Origin of the sequence: Bacillus sp. FSL R5-0443, assembly GCF_038608285.1 — a bacterium.
Taxonomy (GTDB): Bacteria; Bacillota; Bacilli; order Bacillales; family Bacillaceae; genus Bacillus; species Bacillus velezensis.
Genome location: NZ_CP152013.1, coordinates 1,061,732 through 1,085,323, shown reverse-complemented (window position 1 = coordinate 1,085,323; position 23,592 = coordinate 1,061,732). Strand labels below are relative to the sequence as shown.

21 protein-coding genes are annotated in these 23,592 nt (G+C 49.8%); 11 read left to right on the top strand and 10 right to left on the bottom strand.

The genetic code is table 11. The features are described 5' to 3' along the window. Positions 1 to 97: 97 nt before the first annotated feature. Complete coding sequence (locus NYE28_RS05580; protein WP_025284538.1) at positions 98 to 706, top strand: LysE/ArgO family amino acid transporter; 609 nt, start codon at positions 98 to 100, stop codon at positions 704 to 706. Positions 707 to 759: 53 nt separating this feature from the next. Continuing rightward, complete coding sequence (locus tag NYE28_RS05575) at positions 760 to 1,254, top strand: DinB family protein (protein WP_015239546.1); 495 nt, start codon at positions 760 to 762, stop codon at positions 1,252 to 1,254. A gap of 143 nt (positions 1,255 to 1,397) precedes the next feature. Here NYE28_RS05575 and NYE28_RS05570 read toward each other — a convergent pair whose 3' ends face one another. Then, positions 1,398 to 2,261 carry an AraC family transcriptional regulator gene (locus NYE28_RS05570; protein WP_052827243.1) on the bottom strand — a complete coding sequence of 288 codons (864 nt, stop codon included), beginning with the start codon at positions 2,259 to 2,261 and terminating at the stop codon, positions 1,398 to 1,400. 122 nt (positions 2,262 to 2,383) lie between these two features. Here NYE28_RS05570 and NYE28_RS05565 point away from each other — a divergent pair, with 122 nt between their 5' ends. Next, positions 2,384 to 3,751, top strand: a complete 1,368-nt coding sequence (locus NYE28_RS05565; RefSeq protein ID WP_003155121.1) for an MATE family efflux transporter — start codon at positions 2,384 to 2,386, stop codon at positions 3,749 to 3,751. A 35-nt stretch (positions 3,752 to 3,786) separates the two neighbouring features. On the opposite strand, the gene NYE28_RS05560 is transcribed toward NYE28_RS05565, so the two are convergent. After that, the gene (locus NYE28_RS05560) at positions 3,787 to 4,527 is read right to left on the bottom strand and encodes a squalene/phytoene synthase family protein (RefSeq protein ID WP_007409157.1); all 741 of its coding nucleotides are present in this window, start codon (positions 4,525 to 4,527) and stop codon (positions 3,787 to 3,789) included. A gap of 85 nt (positions 4,528 to 4,612) precedes the next feature. Further along, a complete protein-coding gene (asnB, locus tag NYE28_RS05555; RefSeq protein WP_025284535.1) occupies positions 4,613 to 6,454 on the bottom strand; it encodes an asparagine synthase (glutamine-hydrolyzing) in 1,842 nt (613 codons plus the stop codon). A gap of 175 nt (positions 6,455 to 6,629) precedes the next feature. Between asnB and NYE28_RS05550 the strand changes: the two genes are divergently transcribed. Further along, positions 6,630 to 7,172 (top strand): DUF2777 family protein, encoded by a 543-nt coding sequence (locus NYE28_RS05550; RefSeq protein WP_014417377.1) that lies wholly within the window; start codon positions 6,630 to 6,632, stop codon positions 7,170 to 7,172. Between the two features lie 265 nt (positions 7,173 to 7,437). On the opposite strand, the gene NYE28_RS05545 is transcribed toward NYE28_RS05550, so the two are convergent. Beyond that, positions 7,438 to 7,794: a YisL family protein gene (locus tag NYE28_RS05545; protein WP_007409161.1), complete on the bottom strand. Its 357-nt coding sequence runs from the start codon at positions 7,792 to 7,794 to the stop codon at positions 7,438 to 7,440. Between the two features lie 93 nt (positions 7,795 to 7,887). Next, entirely contained in the window at positions 7,888 to 8,793 is a 906-nt protein-coding gene (locus NYE28_RS05540) for a fumarylacetoacetate hydrolase family protein (RefSeq protein WP_059367263.1), read from the bottom strand. A 217-nt stretch (positions 8,794 to 9,010) separates the two neighbouring features. On the opposite strand from NYE28_RS05540, the gene NYE28_RS05535 reads away from it, so the two are divergent. The 7 genes from NYE28_RS05535 (at position 9,011) to NYE28_RS05505 (ending at position 11,365) form a co-directional block, all read left to right on the top strand. After that, positions 9,011 to 9,226, top strand: coding sequence for an aspartyl-phosphate phosphatase Spo0E family protein (locus NYE28_RS05535; RefSeq protein WP_007409163.1), 216 nt, complete (start codon positions 9,011 to 9,013; stop codon positions 9,224 to 9,226). Positions 9,227 to 9,415: 189 nt separating this feature from the next. After that, entirely contained in the window at positions 9,416 to 9,637 is a 222-nt protein-coding gene (locus NYE28_RS05530) for a spore germination protein (RefSeq protein WP_003155135.1), read from the top strand. A 12-nt stretch (positions 9,638 to 9,649) separates the two neighbouring features. After that, positions 9,650 to 9,886 carry a spore germination protein GerPB gene (locus NYE28_RS05525; protein WP_007409164.1) on the top strand — a complete coding sequence of 79 codons (237 nt, stop codon included), beginning with the start codon at positions 9,650 to 9,652 and terminating at the stop codon, positions 9,884 to 9,886. Between the two features lie 35 nt (positions 9,887 to 9,921). Continuing rightward, entirely contained in the window at positions 9,922 to 10,539 is a 618-nt protein-coding gene (locus tag NYE28_RS05520) for a spore germination protein GerPC (RefSeq protein WP_003155139.1), read from the top strand. Then, the gene (locus NYE28_RS05515; protein ID WP_003155141.1) at positions 10,536 to 10,712 is read left to right on the top strand and encodes a hypothetical protein; all 177 of its coding nucleotides are present in this window, start codon (positions 10,536 to 10,538) and stop codon (positions 10,710 to 10,712) included. Before NYE28_RS05520 ends, NYE28_RS05515 begins: the two co-directional genes overlap by 4 nt. After that, positions 10,712 to 11,107 (top strand): spore germination protein GerPE, encoded by a 396-nt coding sequence (locus NYE28_RS05510; RefSeq protein WP_007409166.1) that lies wholly within the window; start codon positions 10,712 to 10,714, stop codon positions 11,105 to 11,107. The genes NYE28_RS05515 and NYE28_RS05510 overlap by 1 nt, the downstream gene beginning before the upstream one ends. A gap of 39 nt (positions 11,108 to 11,146) precedes the next feature. Further along, positions 11,147 to 11,365, top strand: coding sequence for a spore germination protein (locus NYE28_RS05505; RefSeq protein WP_003155143.1), 219 nt, complete (start codon positions 11,147 to 11,149; stop codon positions 11,363 to 11,365). A 43-nt stretch (positions 11,366 to 11,408) separates the two neighbouring features. On the opposite strand, the gene NYE28_RS05500 is transcribed toward NYE28_RS05505, so the two are convergent. From NYE28_RS05500 to addB, 5 genes are all read right to left on the bottom strand, one after another. Continuing rightward, entirely contained in the window at positions 11,409 to 11,702 is a 294-nt protein-coding gene (locus NYE28_RS05500; RefSeq protein WP_003155144.1) for a hypothetical protein, read from the bottom strand. 15 nt (positions 11,703 to 11,717) lie between these two features. Next, positions 11,718 to 15,110, bottom strand: a complete 3,393-nt coding sequence (gene sbcC, locus NYE28_RS05495) for an exonuclease subunit SbcC (RefSeq protein ID WP_342490331.1) — start codon at positions 15,108 to 15,110, stop codon at positions 11,718 to 11,720. Continuing rightward, complete coding sequence (gene sbcD, locus NYE28_RS05490; RefSeq protein WP_257726655.1) at positions 15,107 to 16,279, bottom strand: exonuclease subunit SbcD; 1,173 nt, start codon at positions 16,277 to 16,279, stop codon at positions 15,107 to 15,109. Before sbcD ends, sbcC begins: the two co-directional genes overlap by 4 nt. Before the next feature lie 64 nt (positions 16,280 to 16,343). Further along, a complete protein-coding gene (gene addA / locus NYE28_RS05485) occupies positions 16,344 to 20,048 on the bottom strand; it encodes a helicase-exonuclease AddAB subunit AddA (protein WP_342490479.1) in 3,705 nt (1,234 codons plus the stop codon). Continuing rightward, positions 20,035 to 23,535 carry a helicase-exonuclease AddAB subunit AddB gene (gene addB / locus NYE28_RS05480; protein WP_069007028.1) on the bottom strand — a complete coding sequence of 1,167 codons (3,501 nt, stop codon included), beginning with the start codon at positions 23,533 to 23,535 and terminating at the stop codon, positions 20,035 to 20,037. Before addB ends, addA begins: the two co-directional genes overlap by 14 nt. Between the last annotated feature and the right edge of the window lie 57 nt (positions 23,536 to 23,592).

Genomic DNA, 23,592 nt, shown 5'->3' with positions numbered 1-23,592 from the left:
ACATTTGGCTGGTTCAAGTACCAGCCAAATGGCCGGAGACATCAGCACACGGTGCGGCTACAATGAGATTTAGTTGACGATTGGAGGGTTTTACGAAATGAATGCCATTCTTCACGGAGTGATGCTCGCTTTCGGCCTTATTTTGCCATTGGGCGCGCAAAACGTGTTTATTTTTCAGCAGGGAGCCTGGCAAAAACATGTGTGGCAGGCATTTCCCGCAGTGATTGCCGCCGCGGTATGCGATACGATTCTCATTAGCGCGGCCGTCGCAGGCGTGTCAATGATTATTGCAGAGATTCCCGTTTTTCAGACCGTCATGCTTATAGGCGGCTTTTTGTTTCTCAGTTTTTTAGGCTGGCAGACTTGGAGAAGCAAACCGCAGGCCGAACAGGCGAGAAAAACGGTTTTCACGGCAAAAAAACAGGCGGTCACGGCCGTCATGGTATCCCTTTTGAACCCGCATGCGATTTTGGATACCGTCAGTGTCATCGGCACAAGCTCCGCCGCCTATCCGGGAATTGATAAATGGCTGTTTGCCGGTGCTTGTATCGCGGTTTCCTGGGTATGGTTCGCCGGACTGGCATTCGCGGGACGGCTCGTTCAAACGGCGGATACAGGAGGCCGGCTCCTCGGCATCCTGAATAAATGCTCGGCATTGGTGATGTGGGGTGCTGCTTTTTATTTTGCGGCGCTTTTGTTTCGATAAAAGGAATTCGGCCAGGCCATGTTGAATGTACCGGAAGAAGAGGGGGAATTGGAATGTCAGACATTTTAAAGCTGTATCACTACCACAGATGGGCAAATGAGCAAGTTATTCAGCATCTGAAGACGCTGCCCGCGGTCAGCTTACAGCAGAAACTGAAAAGTGTTTTTCCGACTGTGAACGCCGTGCTTGTGCATATATACCGGGCTGATTACATTTGGCTTCACGTGCTTTACGGAGAAACTTTCGAACAAATCGTCTCGCAGTTTGATCAATTTGAAAAGCTTGACGGAGATTTTGAGGCGATTGAACATAGAATGACTGAACTGGACAAAGAATTCAGCGAATTTTTAAAAGAAATGGAGAACCCGGAAGGTCCGATCTCTATTTCTCATCCGCGCCTGGGGACGCTTCAGACGACATATGCCGATGTGATCCGGCATGTTGTGAATCACGGCACATACCATCGCGGCAATATCACCGCGATGCTTCACCAAATGGGCTATAAAGGCGTGCCGACTGACTACATTTTTTTCTCATACGAATCATAAAAAAGCAAAGGCCTCCCGGGCCTTTGCTTTTTTACTTCGAATCTATCATAATTCGGCATAGCCGGAGGCGCCCGCTTTTTCGGCCACATCGTAAATTGTCATTTTCATGCTTACCGATCCCTCTTTTGTTCTCTGGTTTTAGGTCAGTCCGTTTTCCGGCTTACGAATTTGCGGTATTCAAGCGGCGAAATGCCTTCAATCTGTTTAAACAGTTTGGAAAAATAGGTCGGGTCTTCCATACCGATGGCATCCGCGATTGTCCCCATTTTGTCATTGGTTGCGGACAAAAGACGTTTCGCCTCCGTCATTCTGACTTTGTTCGTATACTGGCCGGGCGTGACGCCGAGCACCTGCTGCATACAGCGGGTCACGTAGTCTTGGTTGTAATGAAGAGCCGATGAAAGCGCTTTGATGGTTGTTTTCTCCTGATAGTGCTCCTGCAGGTACCGGGCGGCCTCCCATGCGACTCTTTCCTTTGCGGATGGGATTTGGAACGCTTCCTTCTGAAGATGGAGCAGCAGCTCTTCAAACAGAATCTGCTTTCTGAGCGGCAGATCGGAGTTCTCTGCGCTGTCATCGGTCAGCACACTGAATTGCCCGGCCATAAACTGCGGGCGTCTCACCTTCCCTTTTTGCGGCAGGGACAGCCGGTAGCGGGACGGCTCTTCAAAGCTCCCTTTTTTTCGCCTCAGCTCCGACCAGTTGTTCCCGGTTGTTTCAGCCATCTCATAAGCCGCTCCCTCAAAATGAAGCCACGAATAGGATGTCGTTTCTTCACTGCCTTTTGTTCCGTAATGTTCAAGCCCGGGAGAAAGCAGAATATATTCTCCCGCTTCAACGGAAAAGGCGTTTTCGTCTTCTGTAATGTAGAGGACGCCTTCTTTCACATACAGCAGATCAAACACCGGGAAGACCCGTCTCACATGGGTTTCGCCTTTTTTGAACACTCCTTCTCCCGCAGCGATAAAGACCGGGAACGGAGGAACTGTGAACTCGAGAAAGGACATATTTTCGGCCCTCCTTTTTAAGTCGGATTTTTGCAAGAAGTTTCGTTTCTCTCCCTTTTTATTATAAGAAAATGGAGGTACACTTTTAAACGTTGATTTTGTCAGGAAAGGGGTTAAAAGAAATGAAACAAGCGATTTTAAAACGGGCTGCGTTCAAACAATCCTCTGATCACAAACTCTCATTATATGCGCTGACTTGGCCGATATTTATTGAGGTTTCATTATATATGTTTATGGGAAACGCCGACACTCTTATGCTTAGCCAATACTCTGACAACAGTGTGGCGGCCGTGGGTGTCAGCAATCAGATTTTAAATTTAATTATCGTGATGTTCAGCTTTATCGCAACGGGTACGACAATTGTGATTTCACAGTTTTTAGGATCTAAACAGAAAAAAGAGGCGCAGGAAGTGGCTTATGTATCAATAGGAGCGAACTTTGTCATCAGTCTCGCCATCAGCGCCGCCATATTTTTTGCGGCCGTTCCGCTGCTTCATGTGATGGGTCTTTCCAATGAATTGATGCCGGATGCCAAAGTCTTTTTGCAGGTGGTCGGCGGGCTGTCCTTCATTCAGGCTTTGATTATGACGTTCAGCGCCATTTTAAAAAGCTACGGTCATACGAAGGATACGATGTTCGTTACGATCGGGATGAATATTTTAAATATTGCCGGAAACTTTCTTGTCATTTTCGGGCCGCTCGGCCTTCCGGTGTTAGGCGTCGCCGGTGTTGCGATGTCAACGTCCTTCGCGCGGATCATCGGGCTGATCGCGATGATTGTGATCGTCAAAAAACGCATCGGACTCGGTCTGACATGGCAAAAGATTTTTCACGTCCATAAAGAGCACTTGCGGAAACTCCTGAAAATCGGGATTCCGTCTGCCGGCGAACAGCTGTCTTACAACATTTCGCAAATGGTTGTCACTTATTTTATCGCCATTATGGGCGCTCAGGCACTTACAACAAAGGTTTATACACAAAACATCACCATGTTTATCCTGCTGTTCGGAACGGCAATCAGCCAGGGCACACAGATTTTGATCGGAAGATATATCGGCGCCAAACGGTTTGACGACGCTTATGACCGCTGCATGAAAAGTCTGTATTGGGCGCTTGGCATTGCCGCTTTGACATCCGTGATCATGACTTTGTTTTCAAAGCAGCTGATCGGAATTTTCACAAGCAGCCCTGACATTATTGCGACGGCGAGCATGCTGATCGCCATGACGATCATTCTTGAGCCCGGCCGTTCATTCAATGTCATTATCATCAACTCGCTGCGGGCTGCCGGAGATGCAAAATTCCCCGTCTACATGGCGATGATTTCCATGTGGGGTATCGGACTGCCGCTCGCTTATCTGTTCGGCATTCATTTCGGATTAGGGCTCATGGGCATCTGGATTTCATTTATCGCGGATGAATGGGTCAGAGGCATTCTTATGTACAGAAGATGGCGGTCGCGGATTTGGATTCAAAAAGGGATTGCATAAACGCCCGAAGCTTCGTTATGAAGCCGGGCGTTTTTTTATGCTTGTGAAAGCTGTTGTCTCATGTCACCGAGCTCTGACCGGTAATGTGCCGCTAAACCGGTAACGGCGGGCCTTGAGTATAACGGAAACAGCTCCAGCTCTTCAGACGCCTCCTCGAAATACGCCTCGGCCTCGAATGCGATGTACTCCCATACATTCATAAAAGCTTTGTTGACGGTATGGCTCTCCAGTTCTTCTTCCGTATAGCCGAATTGCTTCATCACCTGGCGCGGGAGACGCTTTTTCGCCCGCTCGTCCGTATGGACCTCCAGAAGCACCCGGGTCAGCTGAATGGCTGCTCCTAATGAAACGGCTGCATGGCGGAGTTTCTCTTGGTTCCGGCGCGCACAAACCGGCAGCAGCAGCAGGCCGAGGGCTCCGCCTGTTTGGCCCGCATACATCAGCAGGTCATCAAACTCTTGATACGTTACTTTTTCTCTGTCAGAGATTTGGCCGGCGATAAACTCACGTAACGGCTCTTCTTCAAGCGCAAATTGCTGCCGCACATCGGTGAGCGCCTCCCACAAAAAGCCGTCGGCGCGGGACCCGTTCAGAAAGTCTTGTGCCGCCTGTTCAAATCCTCCAAGTTCCTGCACATCAAGCCGGTCAGCTTCGTGAAACAAAGCAAGCACCGCCCATGCGGCCCGCCTGTTTTTTGGCGGCAGGGATGAGAAAGTCCGTTTATATAAAGGAAAGTGCGCCTCGGCAAGCTGGGCGCATGTTTCGTATTCGGTCATGGTATCACTCCTCTGTTTTTTAGTGTACCATATGTTTCACAATAAAAAGACCGATATCCTTCAGCGGAAACCGGTCGCGGCACTGTTATTCTTCTATATCGATACGGTACGCCTCAAACCATGTATGGATCTGGGCAAGATGGGCGATCAGCTGCGGGCCTTTCATCAGCTGGCCGAACCACGGAACCTGAAAAGATGAACCTTCTGTCTCCAGCAGCATTTCCAGCTTCTTTCTGTCAAGCAGGGTGTGAAGCACGGAATCTTTCTGTTGTAAAATCGTTTTCAGCCATTCTGTGACCCCCTGCGTGTATTTCGGGTGATGCGTTTTCGGATAAGGGCTTTTTTTGCGGTACAAAATATCTTCAGGAAGCAGTCCTTCAAGCGCTTTCCGCAATATGCCTTTTTCCCGGCTGCCATGCATTTTCATTTCCCAAGGAATATTCCAAACGTATTCCACAAGTCTGTGGTCGGCGAACGGCACCCGTACTTCAAGACTTGCGCCCATGCTCATGCGGTCTTTGCGGTCGAGCAGATTTGTCATAAACCAAAGCATATTTAAGTAGAACAGCTGCCGTCTCGCTTTATCTGTTCCCGTCTCACCGTCTAACAGCGGCGTTTCCGCAATGGTTTCTTCATATCTCGCATTCACGTATTCTCTAAGATTCAGCCGTTTTTGCCACTTTTCATCCAAGAGCGTGATCCTCTCCTCAGTCGACCTCATCCAAGGAAATCCGTCTTCTTCTGCCGCGGTGTGAAACCACGGATATCCGCCGAAAATTTCGTCCGCACATTCTCCGGAAAGGCTCACGACAAAATCTTTTTTAATTTCCCGGCAGAACCATAATAGCGAGGAATCAACATCAGCCATGCCCGGCAGGTCTCTGACGAGAACGGATTCCTCCAGATGTTCAACCAGCTGATCCTGCGTAATCACGCACTTATGATGCTGTGTGCCGAATGCATTTGTCATTTTATCGATCCACGGGCCGTCATCATTCGGCTGAAAGGCGCTCGCTTTAAAAAATTTGCTGTTCTCCTCATAATCAATGGAATAAGTATGAAGGGGATCTCTGCCTTGTTTCTCAAAATGAGCGGCGGCTATCGCGGTTATCGCGCTCGAATCAAGCCCCCCTGATAAAAACGTGCAAACCGGCACGTCAGATACGAGCTGGCGTGTCACTGCATCCTGAAATAAGTACCGAATGTGAGCCGCGGTTTCATCGAAGCTGTCTGTATGCTTTTCGCTCTTTACATTCCAATAACGCCATATGGACAAACCGTCCTTTGAGAAAGTGAACGCATGGGCGGGACGCACCTCGTGAATTCCTTTAAACACCCCGCAGCCCGGAGTTCTGGATGGTCCGAGTCCGAATACTTCCGCAAGTCCGCCGCTGTCTGTGCGGGCTTTCACATCAGGATGAGCAAGAATGGCTTTCAATTCCGACCCAAACAGAAAGGAAGAGCCGTGTTCTTTATAAAAAAACGGTTTGACGCCGAGCCGGTCTCTTGCCCCGAACAGCCGCTTGCGCTTTTCATCCCAGATGGCAAAAGCGAAAATACCGTTCAAGCGGTCCACGCACTCCTCCCGCCACTCAATATAGCTGTGCAGCAGCACTTCTGTATCAGAGGTCCTCTCAAAACGGTGGCCCCTCGCCTGAAGCTCCTTCCGCAATTCTTCCGTGTTATACAGCTCGCCATTATAAATGATGGTGTACGTTTCCTCTTGATGCGTGCAGGCCATCGGCTGGCGGCCGCCTTCAATGTCAACGACCGAAAGTCTTTTATGTCCGAATAAAACATGGGGCTCTCCCCAGACGTTTGAATCATCAGGACCTCGTTTTGAAAGAGTGTCTATCATATTGTTCATAATATGTTTCTCTTGGACGAGCTGCTTTTGAAAATCGACCCAACCCGCAATTCCACACATGTGATATCAGCTCCAATCCCGTTTCTGTCGGTATCAAATTCGTTTCTATCAGCACTTTACCCAGTTTATGCAAAGAAACGCAGATAGTTGATTTGTCCCACTAAGAGTTGTATGAGACAAGCCCGATTTGGAAAGAACGGAAGAGAAGAAACAAACAAAGGAGACCGGCACGGTTATGAAACGAAAACAGCTTTTCTCAGAAAAAAACAAATGGGGGCGCGGCACCCTGATGATAGAGGACGGCATCTGCCTCGTCGAAAACGATGAAGGCGATATCCTGCTGGCAGACAGTCTAGGTAACGCAGACGTATTGATGAAACGCGGCGGCAGATGGCAGCCGGCACGGATTTGCGGCGGTGCGGCCGAAATCGGCGCAGACACCATCCCCCTGCTCGGCGGGGAAGAAATCCGTTATGAAAAGGCGGTCAAACGGCCGCTGTTAACCTTGCTCGATTCGCTGGACGATGAAACGTTTCTGCTGTTTCTCAGCCATCTTCACGGGTTCGGCCTGTCTGTATATGATTGCGTATTTTCCTACAATCAGGCGCTGTTTTCCGGTGAAGGCGTTTCGTTTTATCACTTCTCGGCGGATGACGCACAATGCGCCCTGCAGCATCACCGCGGCAGCTCGGGTAAACACGACAGATTTGAATGGACGGCATCTGACGGACGGCGCTCCATTATGTATTCAGCGGCAAAACAAGACGGCACCGCGTAACAAACAGGCGGCACCTTTTAAATAGGTGCCGCCTGATGTATTCAGCTTTGTTTTTCACGCTGATTGACGCCCGGCGTTTGCTTTGACCCTTCACAGCCGTAGCTTTTGCGGTAACAAGAGTGATTGACGCTTTTGGCATCCTGCAAATCTCCTTCGCCTCATCAACATCCCCCTGTCACGGCATTTCTCATTCAGCGGCACAGTTGCGCAGAATGTATGCGCAACTAAAAAAACCCGGATGCATCCGGGTTTTTCAAGCAATTGATTAAAATACGTGAAAGCCGATCGGCAAATGAAGGCCGAGCAGCACCGTCAGGACGAGCACGATAATAAAACCGATCCACAGTCCGCCGGTTGATTTGCCTTTTTTCTTGCGGATGACGAGCATTTCCATCAGTCCGATGGTAATGATGCCGAGCAGCATTTTTCCGGCGTACTCTCCGTTCCAATTCGCAAAACGGACAAAAAGCTCAGCTCCGGTCAGAATAATAATAATGTAGAATAAGCGCAGAATCATATGCGTAATTTTTGCGCCCTTCGCTTTTCCGGAACCGTACAGCCCGTAGCTGACAAATACCAGGATAAGCGCAACGACCCATGAAGTAATATGCCAATGTGTCATTATGTTCAATTCCCCCTATCAGATCAATCTGCCTCACTTATGGTACCACAACAAGCCGATCGGAGCATTATCAATCGTGCGAAAGACACACAATTATCCGATTTGGTTCGACAGCGTGCCGATCGGTTCAATTGTAATGTCAATGCGGTCCCCCGGCTTTAAAAATTTCGGCGGCTTAAACCCTTTTCCGACACCGGACGGCGTCCCCGTCGCTATAATGTCACCGGCTTCAAGCGTCATTCCTTTTGACAGCGTTTCGATTAAGTCAGCTATCGGAAAAATCATGTCACCCGTTGATCCTGATTGGCGCAGTTCTCCGTTCACCCGCGTTTCAACTTTCAGGTTTTGCGGATCACTGACGGCCGACTTATGTACAATGACCGGGCCCATCGGGCATGTCGTATCGAGGCTTTTGCCGATAAAAAACTGTTTATGTTTCTTCTGCAGATCGCGCGCTGTTATATCATTTACAATTGTATAGCCGAATATATGATCAAGCGCATGTTCTTTGGAGATGTGCGATCCGCTTTTTGATATGATTACCGCAAGCTCCCCTTCATAATCAAGCTGCTCCGTTACGTCCAAGTGGCTGTCCACTGTTTCTCCGTGTCCTGTAACGGCAGCCGGGGCTTTCGTAAAAACCATGGGATGCTCCGGTATATCCGCCTCACTCCCCATTTCAACAGCATGATCACGATAATTTTTCCCGATGCAGATCACGTTCTTTGAAGGTCTCGGAATAGGCGCGCAAAGCTTTACGTCAGACAGCGCATACATAAATGAACCCGACTCGTCATTCGGTTTTTTCGCCCATTCCGCAAGCTGTCCGGCATGCGCGACAAACTTATCTCCTTTTTGAATGCACTCGATCAGCGAACCCGGAATCGTCTCAAGTTCAAACAACTTTTTTTCAGCCTTTTGCAGATCTAAGATTTTGTCATCATCAATGATCAGACCGACAAATGTTCGGCTGTTCAGTTCCCCTGTCGCAAATTTCATGTTAATCCCCCATCATTTTTAAATCTGGCATTCCTTTATGTATTCTTCCTCCGGGCGGGAAATTCCTCTTTTAAACAGGCTGAAAATAAGTGTAAAAGAGTATCAAAAATTGTCACTTTTTTAGTCATATTGACGAAATAAAACCTTCTTGGCCAAAATGGGTTATACTATTGTCATCCTATGTTTTCCAAAATAATCGAGAATTGGAGATCACACGATGAACAAAATTGAAGAAAAAAGATTAACTTTATTCGAGACAGCGCAAAAATTCGGAATCAATGCAACGGAGACCATCAGGTGCAGCCAGGAGCTGGACAGCCTTTTAAACGGGTGCCGGGGCGGGCTCATCCAACAAACGAAAGACAGCGGGCTGAACCCGGCCGCACAGATTGAGCACGGCCGCACCGCAGGAAAAAAAGAGGCTTTCTCATAAACGTGATATGTATATAAATCTGTATCATTTATGTATAAGACCCGGCATGCGTAAAGCGCCGGTGTTTTTACGTCTAAAGTTTTTTCCGCTCACAAAAATGTGCATTTGTCATAAGCTATTTTAGGCAGGCAGCCCAGATAAGCTCCTGGAGTGCAGTCATGAAAATCTTCACGAAAAGGATGTGCTCGTATGCCCGCAATTGTCGGAGCGTTTAAAATTAATGCCGTCGGTACGAGCGGAGTCGTTCATATAGGCGACTGCATCACCATTTCTCCAAAAGCAGAGGTTAAGACATTTGCCGGAGCGGGCAGCTTCAATACCGGAGACAATCTCACACTGACGAATTACAGGAATTCAACGAATGTGTACGATAATGATGTAATCGATCAGCCGATGGCAGGAAACGCATAAAGGAGGCGCCGTATGAATTTTTACGTCAATCAGTCGATCCATATCAATTACATGCGTGTAGAATCTGTCAGCAATTCCTCCATACTGCAAATCGGAAGCGCCGGTTCAATTAAATCTCTTTCCAATCTGTACAACACAGGGAGTTATGTTGAGCCGGCGCCGCCTGTCACCGCGGGGCAGCAGACTGTAACAACAGGGGGAGGTCCCGGCACCTCATCATTTGTACCGCTCCAGCCGCCAAGCCGGTAGTTTTAATGAAGGAAACGAGACGCGAGGTGAATGTCATGTATGATCAATCCGTTTCATCCTACCTGCAGAATTTAAATTCTTTCGTCCAGCAGCAGGCGCAGCAGATTCAGGAGCTCGAACGGCAGCTGAAAGAATTCCAAAATGAAATTTCAACGCTGAAGCAGCAGCCTTCTACAAGAATCGATCGGCTCGAGTATAAATTTGATCAGCTGAAAATTGAACGGTTAGAAGGAACGCTGAATATCGGATTGAATCCGACTGATCCGAATGCCGTGCAAAACTTCGAAGTCGGCCAGACATCTCCGCAGGTCGGAATGATGCAGCAGGAACAGGCGGGCCAGCAAATGCAGCAAATCCGCCAAAACGTCGATATGTACCTGAATGAAGAAATCCCCGCGCTTTTAGAACAGCTCGAAACTCAGTATGAGAGCAGGCTGGACGAAACGAACAAATATCATATTATTGAAGATATCAGAAAGCAGATGGACAGCCGGATTCAGTATTATCTGTCCCATGTCCCGAAAGAAGAAAATACGGCGCCCGCGCAATATGCCGAGCAGATTGCCGAACATGTGAAGCGTGATATTGTCAGGGCCGTCGAGCACTTTATTAAGCACATACCTGGTGAAATGAAAGGTGATGATCCGTCATGATTTTTACAGTGATTAACCGGAATATTGAAGTCGGCGACATCCGGTCTACCGGTGTATCCAGTTCTTCCTTATTATTAATCGGCGACACCGATTCCGTCTATCTGTCTTCCATCTTTGACACGCCTCCGGAATCTCTTATTATCGGGCCTTATGTGCCGCTGGCGCCGGAATAATGTTAAAGCGCATTTCACGCCTCCGGAACGCCAAAATCAATTCAGTCGGGATTGCGAGTGTTTTTCAAGCAGGCGATACGAATGAAATCAATATGCGGATCAAAGTATTGGCCGATCAGCGTAGTCTTGCTGTATACAGAGATGATGAAGGCTCATTTAACAAAAAAGAATACCAGATTTTTCGGCAGCCGGCCGTCATGCCGTTACCGGAAACGGGAGTCCAAAGCGCATTCTGCCATGAAAACCCTTCAATTCGGGTAAGGAATGTGAAAGTTCAAGGGGTATCGTCAGCGTCCGTGGTTCAAATCGGATCGACGTCGATCGTTCTGGGAGATTCGCGGCTGAAACATATTAGGCAGATCTTCACGCCAAGCTCACAATCACAGCAGCCCTGACATATAATGACGGTGAGACTTCTATAAAGGGTGTCGTTTATGCCAGCAATTACCGGACCTATAGCTATCAATTCCATATCGGGCGGAGTCGTAAACTTTGGTGATTCCTTTTACCTTTCTCCAAAAAGCTCTTCTAAATCTGCGCTCGGTTCGGGAGCAGGCAATACCGGAGATTTCCTGTTATTAAACAACGTTGTCAATGCGACAAACTATATAGACCCCGATGTCAGCGATCAAAATGTGGTCGGAAACGCCTAAAAAGCAGCCGCTCTTTCAGAAGAGGGCTGCTTTTGGTTCAGCGTTATTTTCGTTCATTTGCTTTTTTTGTTTTTACAAGCTTTTCCGGCGGCTGTTTTCTGATCCATTTCACAAACCGCGCGAGTTTCGGGTCACGCCGCAGCTCTTCTATTCCCGCGAGCCTTGCCGCAAGCTCCTGATTCGTATAGAGCGCGTGAACCTGTTTATGACAAGGGATGCAGAGCATTGCGGTCGGAAGGAATGTCCCGCCTTCTTCCTTAGGCGTTAAGTGGTGCTCCGTCAGCCGCACATGATGGCGGCCGCATAATTCACATGTGCCCTCGGCAGAATCGGCCATGATTCCTTCTCCTTTCTACATGATCTCCAATGTGACCCGGGTGCCTTTCCCGCCCGGTTCGGACGGATGAACGATTAATTTTTTCGGCAGACGCGCTCTCAGCTCCTGCACATGGCTGATCACTCCGACGGATAAGTTGTCCGATTGCAGCTTTTCGAGCGCTGTGACAACGGTGTCTAAGAGCCCTTGGTCAAGAGTTCCAAATCCTTCATCTAAGAAAAAGAATTGCAGCGGGTATTGCCCCCGCAGCTGAATCTGGGCGGACAAGGCAAGCGCAAGCGACAGCGATGTCAGAAACGTCTCTCCGCCAGAAAGGCTTGATACGGGCCGTTTGACGCCTCCGTTCGCGTCATCACGCATGACGAAACCGCCTTCTGAATCGACTAATATGGCATACCGCTGCCTTGTCAAAGCTCCGAGACGGGCAGAGGCGTCCCGAGCCACACTTTCCAGCTGTTCTTCCGCTAAAAATTCGACGAATGTATTGCCTTTACATACAGACTGGAGCTTATCAAGCTTGTCAATCTGTGTCTGCCAGCTTTTCAGTTCGGCTTCAATCTCTTTAAAGCGCTTATGCTGTTTTTGCATAACCGCGAAGGCTTTTGCCTGTGCTCCTTTTTCCTCCATGGCGGCGCCTGACTCAGCCTCTGCCTGCTTCAGCAGAGAAACGGATGCTGTCCATTCTTCCTCCGATATCCGGCGCTCGGCTAATTTATCAGTAACACGGCTGATATTTGCCGATAGCTGTTTTGAGGTGTCCATGAACTCATCTATTTCTTTTTTCATTTCCTCTGCACGCCCTTGCGGAAGCAGACTTTTTTTGACTTGGTCCGGCTCGGCAAACCCGGTGTCTTTTGACCTCACGCGCCAGTCGTTTTGCGCTTTCTCAAGGGAGGTCTCAGCATCCCTGAGTGACATGAGACTCCCGGATTCCCGGCCTTTTGCGTCATTCAGTGATTGCTGCGCCTGCTTCAGCGCATCGAATAGGGACTGTTCTTTGAATTTTAACAGCTGTAATTCCTGCCGCACCGCTTCAAGCTTTGCGGAAATTGATGTTTCTTCAGCTGCTGTTCCGAGCTCTTGTTCATATCCGTCAATCACCTGCTGCAGGCGCTCAGACGCATAGTGAAGCTCGAGCCGTTCCCGTTCAAGCCGATGCTTCATCTCCTGCAGGCGTTCTTTCTCCTCTTCATGTTCCTTGAGGAATGCGATGCTTGTTTCAATGCGCTTCTCACATTCTTCTGCCTGCCTGTCCTTCTCATCTATCGAAGCCTGCCAGGCGTCAATCCGGTTTGGCGGAATATCACCGCAGACTTCATTGTACTGATTCAATCGGCTTTCTGACAGCGATTCAAGCTCTTCTAATGAATGTCTGAGACGGCCGGCTTCTTTTTCCTCGTAGCGGATTCGTTCGGCAAGCTGCTCAGCTTGTTTCACCGTCTGCTGATGCGCGCTGATCAGTCTTGTGACCTTCTCTTTTACCGACAGCATATCCTGTTTCATTTGTTTCCACTCCAAGCGGACGGCGCTGAACGCTTCATCAAGCGGGCGTCCGCTGATGGAGGAAGCGGCTTCCAGCTCCGGAACCCGGGCGCTTTGCAGAAACGGACATTCTTCGGTAAAACGCCCCGACTGCTCTTCTAATGCAACCTTGGCTGTCAGCACCTCCTGAGAAAGAGCCGCCGCCTCAGAAAGCAGCGCTTCAACCTGCTGCAGCTGTTCCTGTACAGCCGTATCAGGCGAGAATGTTTCATGAGCGGAACGCGGGCGGTCATGCTGCGTCGAGCCGCATACAGGACAAGGCTTTCCTTCGATTAGTTTTTCCGATAATTCTTTTGTTAATGCAGCCGTTCTCGCTTCCTCTGAGCGCCTGCGGAGATCGGCTTGCGTTTTGTCAGCCCGTTCGGCTGCGGCTTTCAGTGAACGTTCCGTTTCACAGACCATATGGTAAACGGTTTGAAGCGTTTGATAAGCGTGCGTAATGTCTTCCTCTTCCGTTTTCGCTTTCGCTGTGAGCGACTCGCTTTCTCCGTTCAGCTTCTCCACGTTTTTCAGCTGCGTTGTCAGATTGGCCCGCTCTTTCGTGATTTGTTCCTGTGTCTGCTGAAAGCCTGCCGCCAGCTGTGCTGCGGTCTGGCATTTTTTCCGTTCATCGGCGGTCACTTGAACTGCTTTCAGCTCTTCTTTCAGCTCATTCTGCCTGTTTTGGCCGCGGGTCAGGCGGTCTTTCACTCCGGCCAGCTGTTTCGAGGCGGCTTCGTATTCTTCCTCTTTTTTGCTGTGTTCCGCATTTGTTTTTTCCGCTTCTTTTTTCGCTTCAAGCAGTTTTTGTTCAATGGCTGAAAGTCTTTGATACAGCTCTTCTTCCTTGACAAGCTTCGGCTCCTGTTCGGCCTTATGGGCCCGCCATGCTTCATAGGCTTCATTTTGCCGGGTAAATGAAACGGTTTCCGCCTCTGATTTCCGTTTGGCCAGTTCGTGTTCCCGTTCAGCGTGCTGCTTCCGGCGGACGGCTTCTGTGTAACGGTCTGCGTACGGCTCAAGGGCGAGAGCTGTTTCCGCCTCTTTAAGACGCTCAGTCAAATCCGTGATGTACGGGCGTCTTTCCTCAAGCTTTTTCTCCCGGCGCTCATATTCATCTCTTTCTGTCTGCAGGTTCCAAATTTCCTGGTGATTCTCAAAGCGCTCTTTTGCCCGGACCCGTTTCTTCTCAGCTTCTTCAAGCCGTTCGTTCGCTTCGTGAAACTGCTGTTCAGCCTGCTTCAGCGCATCTTCTCCTGCGTCTCCGAGCCCGGATTGTTCCGCCAGCATTTCATTTTTTTTCGCTGCCGCTTCCTGCGCCCGCCGCCGCAATTTTTTGACAAGCCTGTCCCCGTACTGTTCCAGATTAAACAGGCGCTGGAGCATATGTCTTCTTTCCGCGCCTTTAAGCGACAGAAACTCGGCAAACTTTCCTTGCGGCAGCACGACGGCTCTTGTAAAGTCGTCAATGGTCAGGCCAAGAAGCTCCTCTACCTTTTTGTTCACTTCATTCGCTTTATCGGCCAGCACCGTTTGTTCCTCTTTGATTTCAATCAAGCGGCAGAGGGCGGTTTTTACTTTCGTTTCATCCGTTCTCTTAAAAACGCGCTCGACCTTGTAGGAAACCCGGTGGCCGGATTGAAGCGCGAATGTAAATGAGACGGCGAGCTGCTCTTCGGCATGATTCAGGATGCCGTGCGTATTATTTGCGGCGCGCTCCACTTTTCCGTATAAAGCGAGTGTCATGGCATCAAGGATTGATGATTTTCCGCTTCCGGTCGGCCCGAAAATTCCGAACACCCCGGCTCCGGACAGTCCGGCAAAATCGATGGTCTGTTCCTCTCTGAAGCTGTGGAGCCCTTTTATCGTTAACAGAATCGGCTTCATGTCGCATCCTCCTCATCATCTGTTGACGCAAGCTCTAAAAACAGCTTGACCATCTCCTCATCCGGCACGCCGCCGCCCGTTTGTTTTTCATAAAACTTCTTAAATCGATCCTCAATTGATGTGTGTTTCACTTCAATCCGGTCATTTTCGGTCTCTTTTTCTTCAAAAACCGGCCTGATATGGATAAAGCCGGGATGCGCCTTTCTCAGCCGATGAATTTCCTCGAGAGAAAGCTGATCCGTCAAATGGATATCAAGATCGATCCAGGCATTCCGGTCACGCCCTTCATCGAGCCAGCCGTGAACTTCGCTCAGCCCCTGCGCTTTCCATTTGACGAGCGGTTTACCGGAAGACAGGAAAATCTCTTCCCACTTCGCTTCTCCGCCGGGCTTCGCTTCTACCACCGTCACCGATTTGGCATAACCGGCTTCTGAAAAGCTGTATGCGAGCGGAGAGCCTGAATAACGGGCAGCCGTCTTGGCGCGCTTGATCGTTTGCGGACGGTGGAGATGGCCGAGAGCCACGTAAGCCGCATCAGCCGGCAGGCTGTCAGCGGCAACTGTGTAAGCGCCCCCGACTTCAATCGGACGCTCTGAATCGGTCTGATTTCCTCCCGCGACATAAATGTGGCTCGCCGCGATTTTCACGGCATCGTCCCGGCACAGTCCGCACATGTGAGCAAACGCCTCTCTGATTTTGACATCGTAATGATCGCGAAGAAGCTTTTCCTCAAACGTATCAGAAAGCACTTCGTTTAATCTCGCCTCTGACGGATATGCCAGCGCAGCTACGGCTAACAGCTCGTCCGCCGACGGCACTTCAATATGCACGGGTTCTGTCCGCGGATAGCCGATTAAATGAATGCCGCGCTCATTTGTTAACGGAGAAGCCGCCGCCAGCCTGTCGGGATTGTCATGGTTTCCGGCAATGACGACGACCGGGCGCTTTCCGCCGTCAGAAAGCGCGGAAAGACTTTCGTAATACAATTGTTCAGCGAGCGCAGGCGGGTTGACCGTATCAAATACATCCCCCGCCATAATGACCGCATCAATATTTTCTTCCTTGACAATGGTATTCAGCTCTTCTAATACCTCGGCCTGCTCGCTCAGCCGGCTTCTGCCTTCCAGCGTTTTGCCGAGGTGCCAGTCAGCTGTATGTAAAATGCGCATACCGCATTCACCTCACTTTTTGATAGAAAAAAAGATCCGCTCCAAAAAGGAGCTTCGGATCTTGTTACAGTGTAAGAACGTGACCTCCATCGAAGAAATAGAGCGCACGCCCTTTCACTTTCGTTTTTGTAATTTGTTCAACCGCTTTTGTATACAATTCGATTTGTGTTTCATACCTTTTTTGCAGAATCGGAGCCGCGCCTTCAAATCCGTTCCGGAATTTCCCCTCTATCCGATCTGTTTTATAGTCCAGCAAATAGAGACCGTCCGCCGTTTCGTAGAGGCAGTCAATAATCCCCTGCACGAGCAGCGGTTCACCGGCCGTTTCGGCATCCTTGTACACCTCGCCGGCCGGAAGCGCCATACTGAACGGCACTTCCCGGTCAATCCGCAGCGCCCTGAGAAGATCTTTCCCGATTTCAGTTCCGAAAAACTGGACAATTTCTTCTAAATCAATAGCTTCCTGCTGTTCTTCTGTCAGCAGCTCTTTTTCGTAAAGCATCCGGACCGTCCGCTCCGCTTCTTCGGCAGTCGGAACGTGCGTCAGCGGTATGTGCTGCATCACCGTATGCATCGCCGTCCCTTTTTCGGCGGCTGTCAGCCCTTTTTTCATCATAAAACCGGGACGCCTGTATAAAAGCGTGTCTCCTGACGGTTTGATGAGAGAGCGGCCGCTGTATTCATCCTCGTATTCTTGCTTTCTCTTCAGCTCAGAAACTGATTGCTTCGTTCTGATAGCCGTCAGCTCTCGGTACGGATATTCCCATTCAAGCAGACGGCGCGCCTGATCATCAAATGAAAACGAATCAGGAATCGGCTCGCCCTGCTGAATCGCTTTGAGACGTTTGCTCTTTTCTTCAGCACGTTCTTTTGGATTCTCTTCCAGCAATTCACTTTGCTGAAGCATCCGGATGTGAAAACGCGACGGGTCGCGCGCGATATCCTCAGATGAGGAAAGTCCCGGCGTCCTGTGCGCCTCCATGTCACGGTGGCGGATGAGCGCCGGCCCGATAAAGTCCAAATAAGATGACGCCTGATAGCGGTCGAATTCAGAAAGAAGCCAATCGGCCCGGTCTGCTTGCGCCTGCCATTTGGCCAGCTGTTTTTCCCGGTTTTTGCAGGAACCGACGAGAAACAGCTTTTCCTTCGCTCTGGTCAGCGCCACATACAATACGCGCAATTCTTCGGATAAGAGCTCTCTGCGCATCTTTTTCTTCATCGCCACAAGCGGAAGAGTCGGATAGCTGATTCTGAGTTCCGGATGAATATACTTCGTGCCGAAACCGAGCTCTTTATCAAGCAGGTATGATTTGTTGAGATCCATCATATTAAAACTTCTGCCGAGTCCGGCGGTGAAAACGACGGGGAATTCAAGTCCTTTGCTGCTGTGGATCGTCATCAGCCGAACGACATCCTCCTGCTCGCTGAGCGCCCGGGCCGTCCCCAGATCATCGCCGCGCTCCTGCATCCGTTCAATGAACCGCAAAAAGCGGAATAACCCGCGGAACGCCGTCGCTTCGTACGAGCGCGCCCGGTCATACAAGACGCGCAGATTGGCCTGGCGCTGCTTTCCGCCGGGCATGCCGCCTGCATAGTCAAAATATCCGGTATCGCGGTATACTTCCCAAATCAGCTCAGACACCGAATGATTCGTCGAAAATGACCGCCACTTTTGCAGACTGTCATAAAAGGTTCTCAGTTTTTGATACAGTTCATCATGCCTGTCAGCGTTCGCTATATATGCTTTCAGCGCTTCATAAAACGGCGCTTTTTTCTTTTCAAGGCGTATCAGCGCAAGTTCATTTTCGTCACAGCCGACGATGGGCGAGCGCAGCACGGAAGCAAGCGGAATATCCTGATACGGATTATCAATCACCTTCAAGACTGAAAGCGCCGCAGCCACCTCCACGGCTTCAAAGTAACCCGACGTCAAATTGGCGTACACCGGAATACCCTGGTTTTTCAGCTCTTCCATTAATTGCGGCGCCCACGGCATGGAGCGCAGCAAAATTACGATATCCCGGTACTGGATATTCCGGTGTGTTTTTGTTTTGCCGTCATATACCTTAAACGGAGATGAGACAAGCTTTCGGATCTCCCCGGCTATCGCTTTCGCTTCCCAGTGCACAGTTTCAAAGTCTTCGGCATCCTCGGAGCTGTCTGCGCCATCAGCGCTGTCAATGAGCAGCAGTTCCGTTTTTGCCGCGTCATTCGGCGGATACGATGCGCCGAGCTTCAATGCCGCCTGTTCATCGTAATCCACTTCGCCGATTTTTCCGCCCATCAGCTGCTTAAACAAGAAATTCGTACTGTCCAAAATATCGGAGCGGCTGCGGAAATTTTGGTTCAGATCAATTTTCTGCCCCGTGCCTGCCCCGCTTTCTGTAAACCTTTTATATTTCCCGAGAAACAGCAGCGGCTCAGCAAGTCTGAAACGGTAGATCGATTGTTTGACGTCGCCTACCATAAACAGATTTCCCGTCTCTTCATTCCCGCTTTTAACAAGCTGCAGGATAGACTCTTGCACAAGATTCGTATCTTGATATTCATCAACCAGAACTTCATGGAACTGGTCTTGATAATAAACGGCCGCTTCGCTCGGCACCCGCCGGCCTTCTTCATCAACCGCAGTTAAAATCGCCAGGCAGTAATGTTCCAAATCTGAGAAATCAATAATTGATTTTTCTTGTTTCGCCGCTTCAAATCGTTTTCCGTACGATATCACGAGCTGAACGAGCGTTTCGATGACAGGCTTCATATCTGCTAAACTCTTTAAGTGATCTTGCGGACTTCTTGTAAAATAATCGGTCTTTACCTTTTCGATCAGTTTCTTCGCGCCGTTTCGCAAATCGGTCGCTTCGTCCAAAAGCGCTTTGTCAAATTCATCACCCTTTACCGCCTTCGCCCGTTTAAAGGAGACTGCGGGAACCCGTTCATACAGCGCATTGAAGTCATGCCGGCAGCTGATCAGCTCTTCTATCTGCTGAAGGTCATCCAGAAAATTATCAGCGCGCGGGGCCGGCCCGCCGGGCGCTTTTGTCAGTTCAAGCGCCTTCTCAAGCTTTTGTTTTGCCCCGAAAAGCGCCATTTCAGCATCTTCTCTCACATATTGATAAAACGGAAGCTCTTCCATTTTGCTTTCTTCCGTCACATCATACAGGCGGACAAAGCTTTGCAGCCATACTTCCGGGTCAGGATGCGACCGGGAATACTCGTACACCCGTTTGACAAGGTCTTGAAGATCAAGATCATGCCTGTCTGTCGTATATCTGTCCGCAAGCTCAAAAAACGCCTGATTCCCTTTTGCGTATTCATCTTCAAACAGCTCATCAAGAACTTCGTCTCCGAGCAATTCGCCTTCCGTCTGGTCAGCCATCCGAAAACCGGGGTCAAGATCAATCATATAATAATATTTTTTAAGCACTTGCAGACAGAAAGAGTGAAGCGTCGAAATGCTCGCCCGATTCAAGAGAGAGAGCTGCCGTCTGATATGCAGAGATCCCGGATTTTTGGCGAGCTCTTTTTCTAATGCTTCCGCGATCCGATGCTTCATCTCCGCTGCTGAGGCGTTTGTAAAGGTCACCACAAGGAGCCTGTCAACATCAACCGGATCTTCCTCCGCGATTATCTTTCTGATCATCCGTTCCACGAGCACGGCCGTTTTACCTGATCCGGCTGCGGCAGCGACCAGAATATCGCGGCCGGAAGAAACGATGGCGCTCCATTGGTCATCCGTCCATATGCTGTCTTTCGGTTTAGGAATTTGCATCATCATCCGCCTCCTTCTTCAGCCAATCCAGTATGGTGCCGTCTTTTTCCGCTTTCAGGCTGCGGTATTCATTTTCCTTAAGCGACTCATCAAACTGGCACACCGATTGAAACGCACAGTACGTACAAGGCGTCTTATCTTTCAGCTTATACGGGGTAATGGACACAAGCCCGTCCGTTATCGCTTCGCCCGCCTGTTCAAATGTCCGCCGCACATGGTCTGTCAGCAGATGAAAATCCCGTTCGCTGACCGCGGCTGAGTCGGATCTTAAAGACCCGTCCTTTTTCAAACCGGCATTGACGATATTTGAACGCCCTTCCTCCAAGGTCGTGTCCATCAGGCTGATCGCCTCCCGGTCACCGAGGAGAAGGCCTTTCATTTTAAATTTCTTAAAAATTTCCTGCTCGATTTCATCAAGCCCCATCGGCAGACTGGCCTGAATCATCGGATCATGAATATGGAAATACAAAACGCCTGCCGGGGTCGCTTTCATACCGAGCCAATCTTCGGAATGTGTAATCGATAAGTCAAGATATGTGAGCATTTGCAGAGCGAGCCCGTAATACACCTCAGCCAGATCAAGCCCCCTGTCGCTTGATTTATAATCAACGATTCTCAGCAGCAGGCCTTTTGAGCTTTCCGCTTTATCCACGCGGTCGATCCGTCCGACGAGTTCCATCGTACAGCCGTTTTTCAGCGTGAAAGTGAGCGGAGGCAGCGGCCCGCTTCCGCCGAAACCGAGTTCAAGACCGACCGGGACGAAACCGCTCGCCTTCGCATGCTCGCTTAATATGCCAGAAACACGCGTGACGATCTTCTGCAGTTTTTCCTTCACATAAAAGTGTCTGTTTGAGCTGAGCAGAATCTCTTTTTGCAGCTTTGGCGCAAGCCGTTCCACCGCTTCATAGGAGAAATTCCGGCACTGATCTTTCGTCAGATCGCGCCATTCCAGCTTCTGCTCACGAAGCCGGTCTGAAATCAGCTTCAGGCTGGAGTGAAACAGCTGGCCGATATCCGGCGCGTCCAGCTTGAAAAACTGCCGCTCTTTTAATTGAAGCCCGTGAGATGCAAAATGAGAAAACTGGCAGGCATTAAACGCCTCCATCCGGGAGACGCTTCCTTTAATATGCTCGCCGTAAAGCTGGCGCGAAACAGGCCGTTCAAGACGCTTCGCCTCATTGCGGAAAAACAAGCTTGAAAACAGCTTTTTCGCACGCTGGTGATCAGGCTCTTTCATCAGCACATTGTATGCGCTCCACCATACGTCACTGATCTCGTACTCTCTTGTCCACAGCCTGAGCTGACTTGCCGTATATGTCTGAGCCACCTGTTTATTGACGAGATACTGAAGCTGCTCTTCTTCGCTTACCTGCTCGGGATCAGCCGCTGACAGCTTTTCCTGATGATCGGGAAACAGCTCGCCAAGCCGGTTTACAACGATTGACGGCAGGAGCGTTTTTCCTTCCGCATCGGCAATCGGGTATGACACATAAAGACGGTCAGACGGACTTGACAGCGCCATATAGATGAGAAAATGCTCATCAAGCAGCCGCTCACGCCCCGCGGAAGACAGCTCCACTCCGACTGCTTTCAGCCACTCCCGGTCATCATCAGACAGCACGCCGTTTTCATCCGGGCGCGCCGGAAGAACGCCGTCATTGGCCCCGATGACGAATGTGCAGGACGTGCCGTACATTCTTGAGAGATCCATATTCCCTACAAATACTTGGTCAAGCGCAGGCGGAATTAAAGAAAAATGAAGCGATTCCGTTCCCGTTTCAAGCATTTGCTGGAACAGCGCCAAAGATATTTCATCTTCACCCATCATGCCGGCAAACTCCTCGAGAAGCTGGATAACGGCATCCCACGCCTGGCCGTGCTGCTGCGCTTCGATCATGTTTCCGGCCTCTTCGGCCCGCTGCCTTTTCCGGTCCAGCTTCAGGGGAACATCGGTATCTTCCAAAAAGAGATAAAGAGCCTCCGCCATGCTTTGAACCGTTTTCGCTTTTTTCATCCGGTTTTGAAGCCGGACAAGGGGCGCGGCCATCCACTCTTTCGTCTCATTCAGCATGTTCTCCATCTCTATTTCCTGATCTGTCTGCGCGAAATCCTCATCGAGCGATACGAAGCGCCTGTATACAAACCGCTCGCCGCTCGTCCAGCGCTCCCCTTTAATGCCGTAGGCGATACAGTAATTTTCAAGCTGATCAACCTGCTCCCTTATTTTCTGCTCCGGCTGATCAAGCGGGAATAACAGTTCGGTTTTCGCACAGCGGAACACCGCTTCATATCTCCAGTTCCCCTTCACGACATCCAGGCTTGAACGGATGAATTCAATAAGCGGGTGATGCTGCATAGAAGCTTTTCCGTCAATAAAATAAGGAAGCCCGTAATCGGCAAACACTTCCTTCAGCAAATCTTTATAATCTTCCGGCTGACGGATGAGAATCGCCATATCTTTGTACCGGTATCCTCCGTCCCGGACAAGTGATTGAATTTCCCGGGCAATACCTTCAAGCTCAGCTCTTCTGTTTTGCGCCTGCATGACGGTAAAAGCTTCCTGTCCGCCGGTATACGCCGCGGCGGGACGCACATCGTACTGCGACTCTATACAGGCAAGCTCCGGCGCATGCTGATGCCGCTTCGTGCCATGCAGTTCCTTGCAGGAAATATCGGCATTCAATTCCTTTGCCGTCTGATAAAGCTTATAGTATGTGCTTCCCGTCATTCTGAACAGATCGAGCTCATCCGGTGCCTGTTCCGCCGAAGGGCTGTCCGCCGTCAGCGAGAATGTGACATGTTCAGCATGCATGATCAGCTGCTCCAGCACCCTTAATTCCTGCGGCGTAAATTGATAGAATCCGTCGACGTAAACACGGGCGCCTTTTACAACGTCCGCCAAAGGAATCTGCTGAGCGAGCAGCGTCAAATAATCCTCTGAATGCAAATAGTGTCCGGCGAGGCTTCTTTCCATCTGCTGATATAAAATGCCTAAATCATGAAGTTTTTCAGACAGCATCCGCTCTCCGCGATATTCTGACGCCGTTCCGCTTTCCGCCATGCGTCGGACGTCTTCAGGCTCAATACAATACCGCTTAAACTCTGTCAGCATCCGTTCCACCTGCTCAGTGAACCCGGTTTTGTCACTCGCTTTTTGATACACTTTAAACTCGTGCTTATATTCTTCAATCAGTTTCCTTAAAAGCATCTGCACACCCGTCGTCGTCACAAACGGGCGGTTCATGCCCCCGGTATGCTGAAGCACGCGCCACGCCAAACGCGAGAAACTGAACACTTGAGCGCGTATCATGCCGCCGATATCCGGCGTTTTAGCAAGCTCATATTCCATTAAAAACGTCATTTGATCCGGGACTAGAAAAATGATCGGTTTCCCGAACGGCTCCCGGCGCAGTTCATCTTGAATGCTGTCGATAATCAGCCTCGTTTTCCCACTCCCCGATCTGCCTACTAAAAACTCAACACCCAATTAGAAGACCCCTCTCTTTTTATCTTTCTACATTTTATCGAAAGTTGACGAAAATGA

Excerpts from the sequence above, each read along its gene's own strand:
- NYE28_RS05565 (WP_003155121.1), top strand. The coding sequence starts at position 2,384 with ATGAAACAAGCGATTTTAAAACGGGCTGCGTTCAAACAATCCTCTGAT.
- NYE28_RS05550 (WP_014417377.1), top strand. The coding sequence starts at position 6,630 with ATGAAACGAAAACAGCTTTTCTCAGAAAAAAACAAATGGGGGCGCGGC.
- NYE28_RS05570 (WP_052827243.1), bottom strand. The coding sequence starts at position 2,261 with ATGTCCTTTCTCGAGTTCACAGTTCCTCCGTTCCCGGTCTTTATCGCT.
- NYE28_RS05510 (WP_007409166.1), top strand. The coding sequence starts at position 10,712 with ATGTTAAAGCGCATTTCACGCCTCCGGAACGCCAAAATCAATTCAGTC.
- sbcD (WP_257726655.1), bottom strand. The coding sequence starts at position 16,279 with ATGCGCATTTTACATACAGCTGACTGGCACCTCGGCAAAACGCTGGAA.
- NYE28_RS05580 (WP_025284538.1), top strand. The coding sequence starts at position 98 with ATGAATGCCATTCTTCACGGAGTGATGCTCGCTTTCGGCCTTATTTTG.
- NYE28_RS05535 (WP_007409163.1), top strand. The coding sequence starts at position 9,011 with ATGAACAAAATTGAAGAAAAAAGATTAACTTTATTCGAGACAGCGCAA.
- NYE28_RS05575 (WP_015239546.1), top strand. The coding sequence starts at position 760 with ATGTCAGACATTTTAAAGCTGTATCACTACCACAGATGGGCAAATGAG.
- NYE28_RS05545 (WP_007409161.1), bottom strand. The coding sequence starts at position 7,794 with ATGACACATTGGCATATTACTTCATGGGTCGTTGCGCTTATCCTGGTA.
- addA (WP_342490479.1), bottom strand. The coding sequence starts at position 20,048 with ATGCAAATTCCTAAACCGAAAGACAGCATATGGACGGATGACCAATGG.
- NYE28_RS05505 (WP_003155143.1), top strand. The coding sequence starts at position 11,147 with ATGCCAGCAATTACCGGACCTATAGCTATCAATTCCATATCGGGCGGA.
- sbcC (WP_342490331.1), bottom strand. The coding sequence starts at position 15,110 with ATGAAGCCGATTCTGTTAACGATAAAAGGGCTCCACAGCTTCAGAGAG.
- NYE28_RS05515 (WP_003155141.1), top strand. The coding sequence starts at position 10,536 with ATGATTTTTACAGTGATTAACCGGAATATTGAAGTCGGCGACATCCGG.
- NYE28_RS05500 (WP_003155144.1), bottom strand. The coding sequence starts at position 11,702 with ATGGCCGATTCTGCCGAGGGCACATGTGAATTATGCGGCCGCCATCAT.
- NYE28_RS05540 (WP_059367263.1), bottom strand. The coding sequence starts at position 8,793 with ATGAAATTTGCGACAGGGGAACTGAACAGCCGAACATTTGTCGGTCTG.
- NYE28_RS05525 (WP_007409164.1), top strand. The coding sequence starts at position 9,650 with ATGAATTTTTACGTCAATCAGTCGATCCATATCAATTACATGCGTGTA.
- NYE28_RS05560 (WP_007409157.1), bottom strand. The coding sequence starts at position 4,527 with ATGACCGAATACGAAACATGCGCCCAGCTTGCCGAGGCGCACTTTCCT.
- NYE28_RS05530 (WP_003155135.1), top strand. The coding sequence starts at position 9,416 with ATGCCCGCAATTGTCGGAGCGTTTAAAATTAATGCCGTCGGTACGAGC.
- asnB (WP_025284535.1), bottom strand. The coding sequence starts at position 6,454 with ATGTGTGGAATTGCGGGTTGGGTCGATTTTCAAAAGCAGCTCGTCCAA.
- NYE28_RS05520 (WP_003155139.1), top strand. The coding sequence starts at position 9,922 with ATGTATGATCAATCCGTTTCATCCTACCTGCAGAATTTAAATTCTTTC.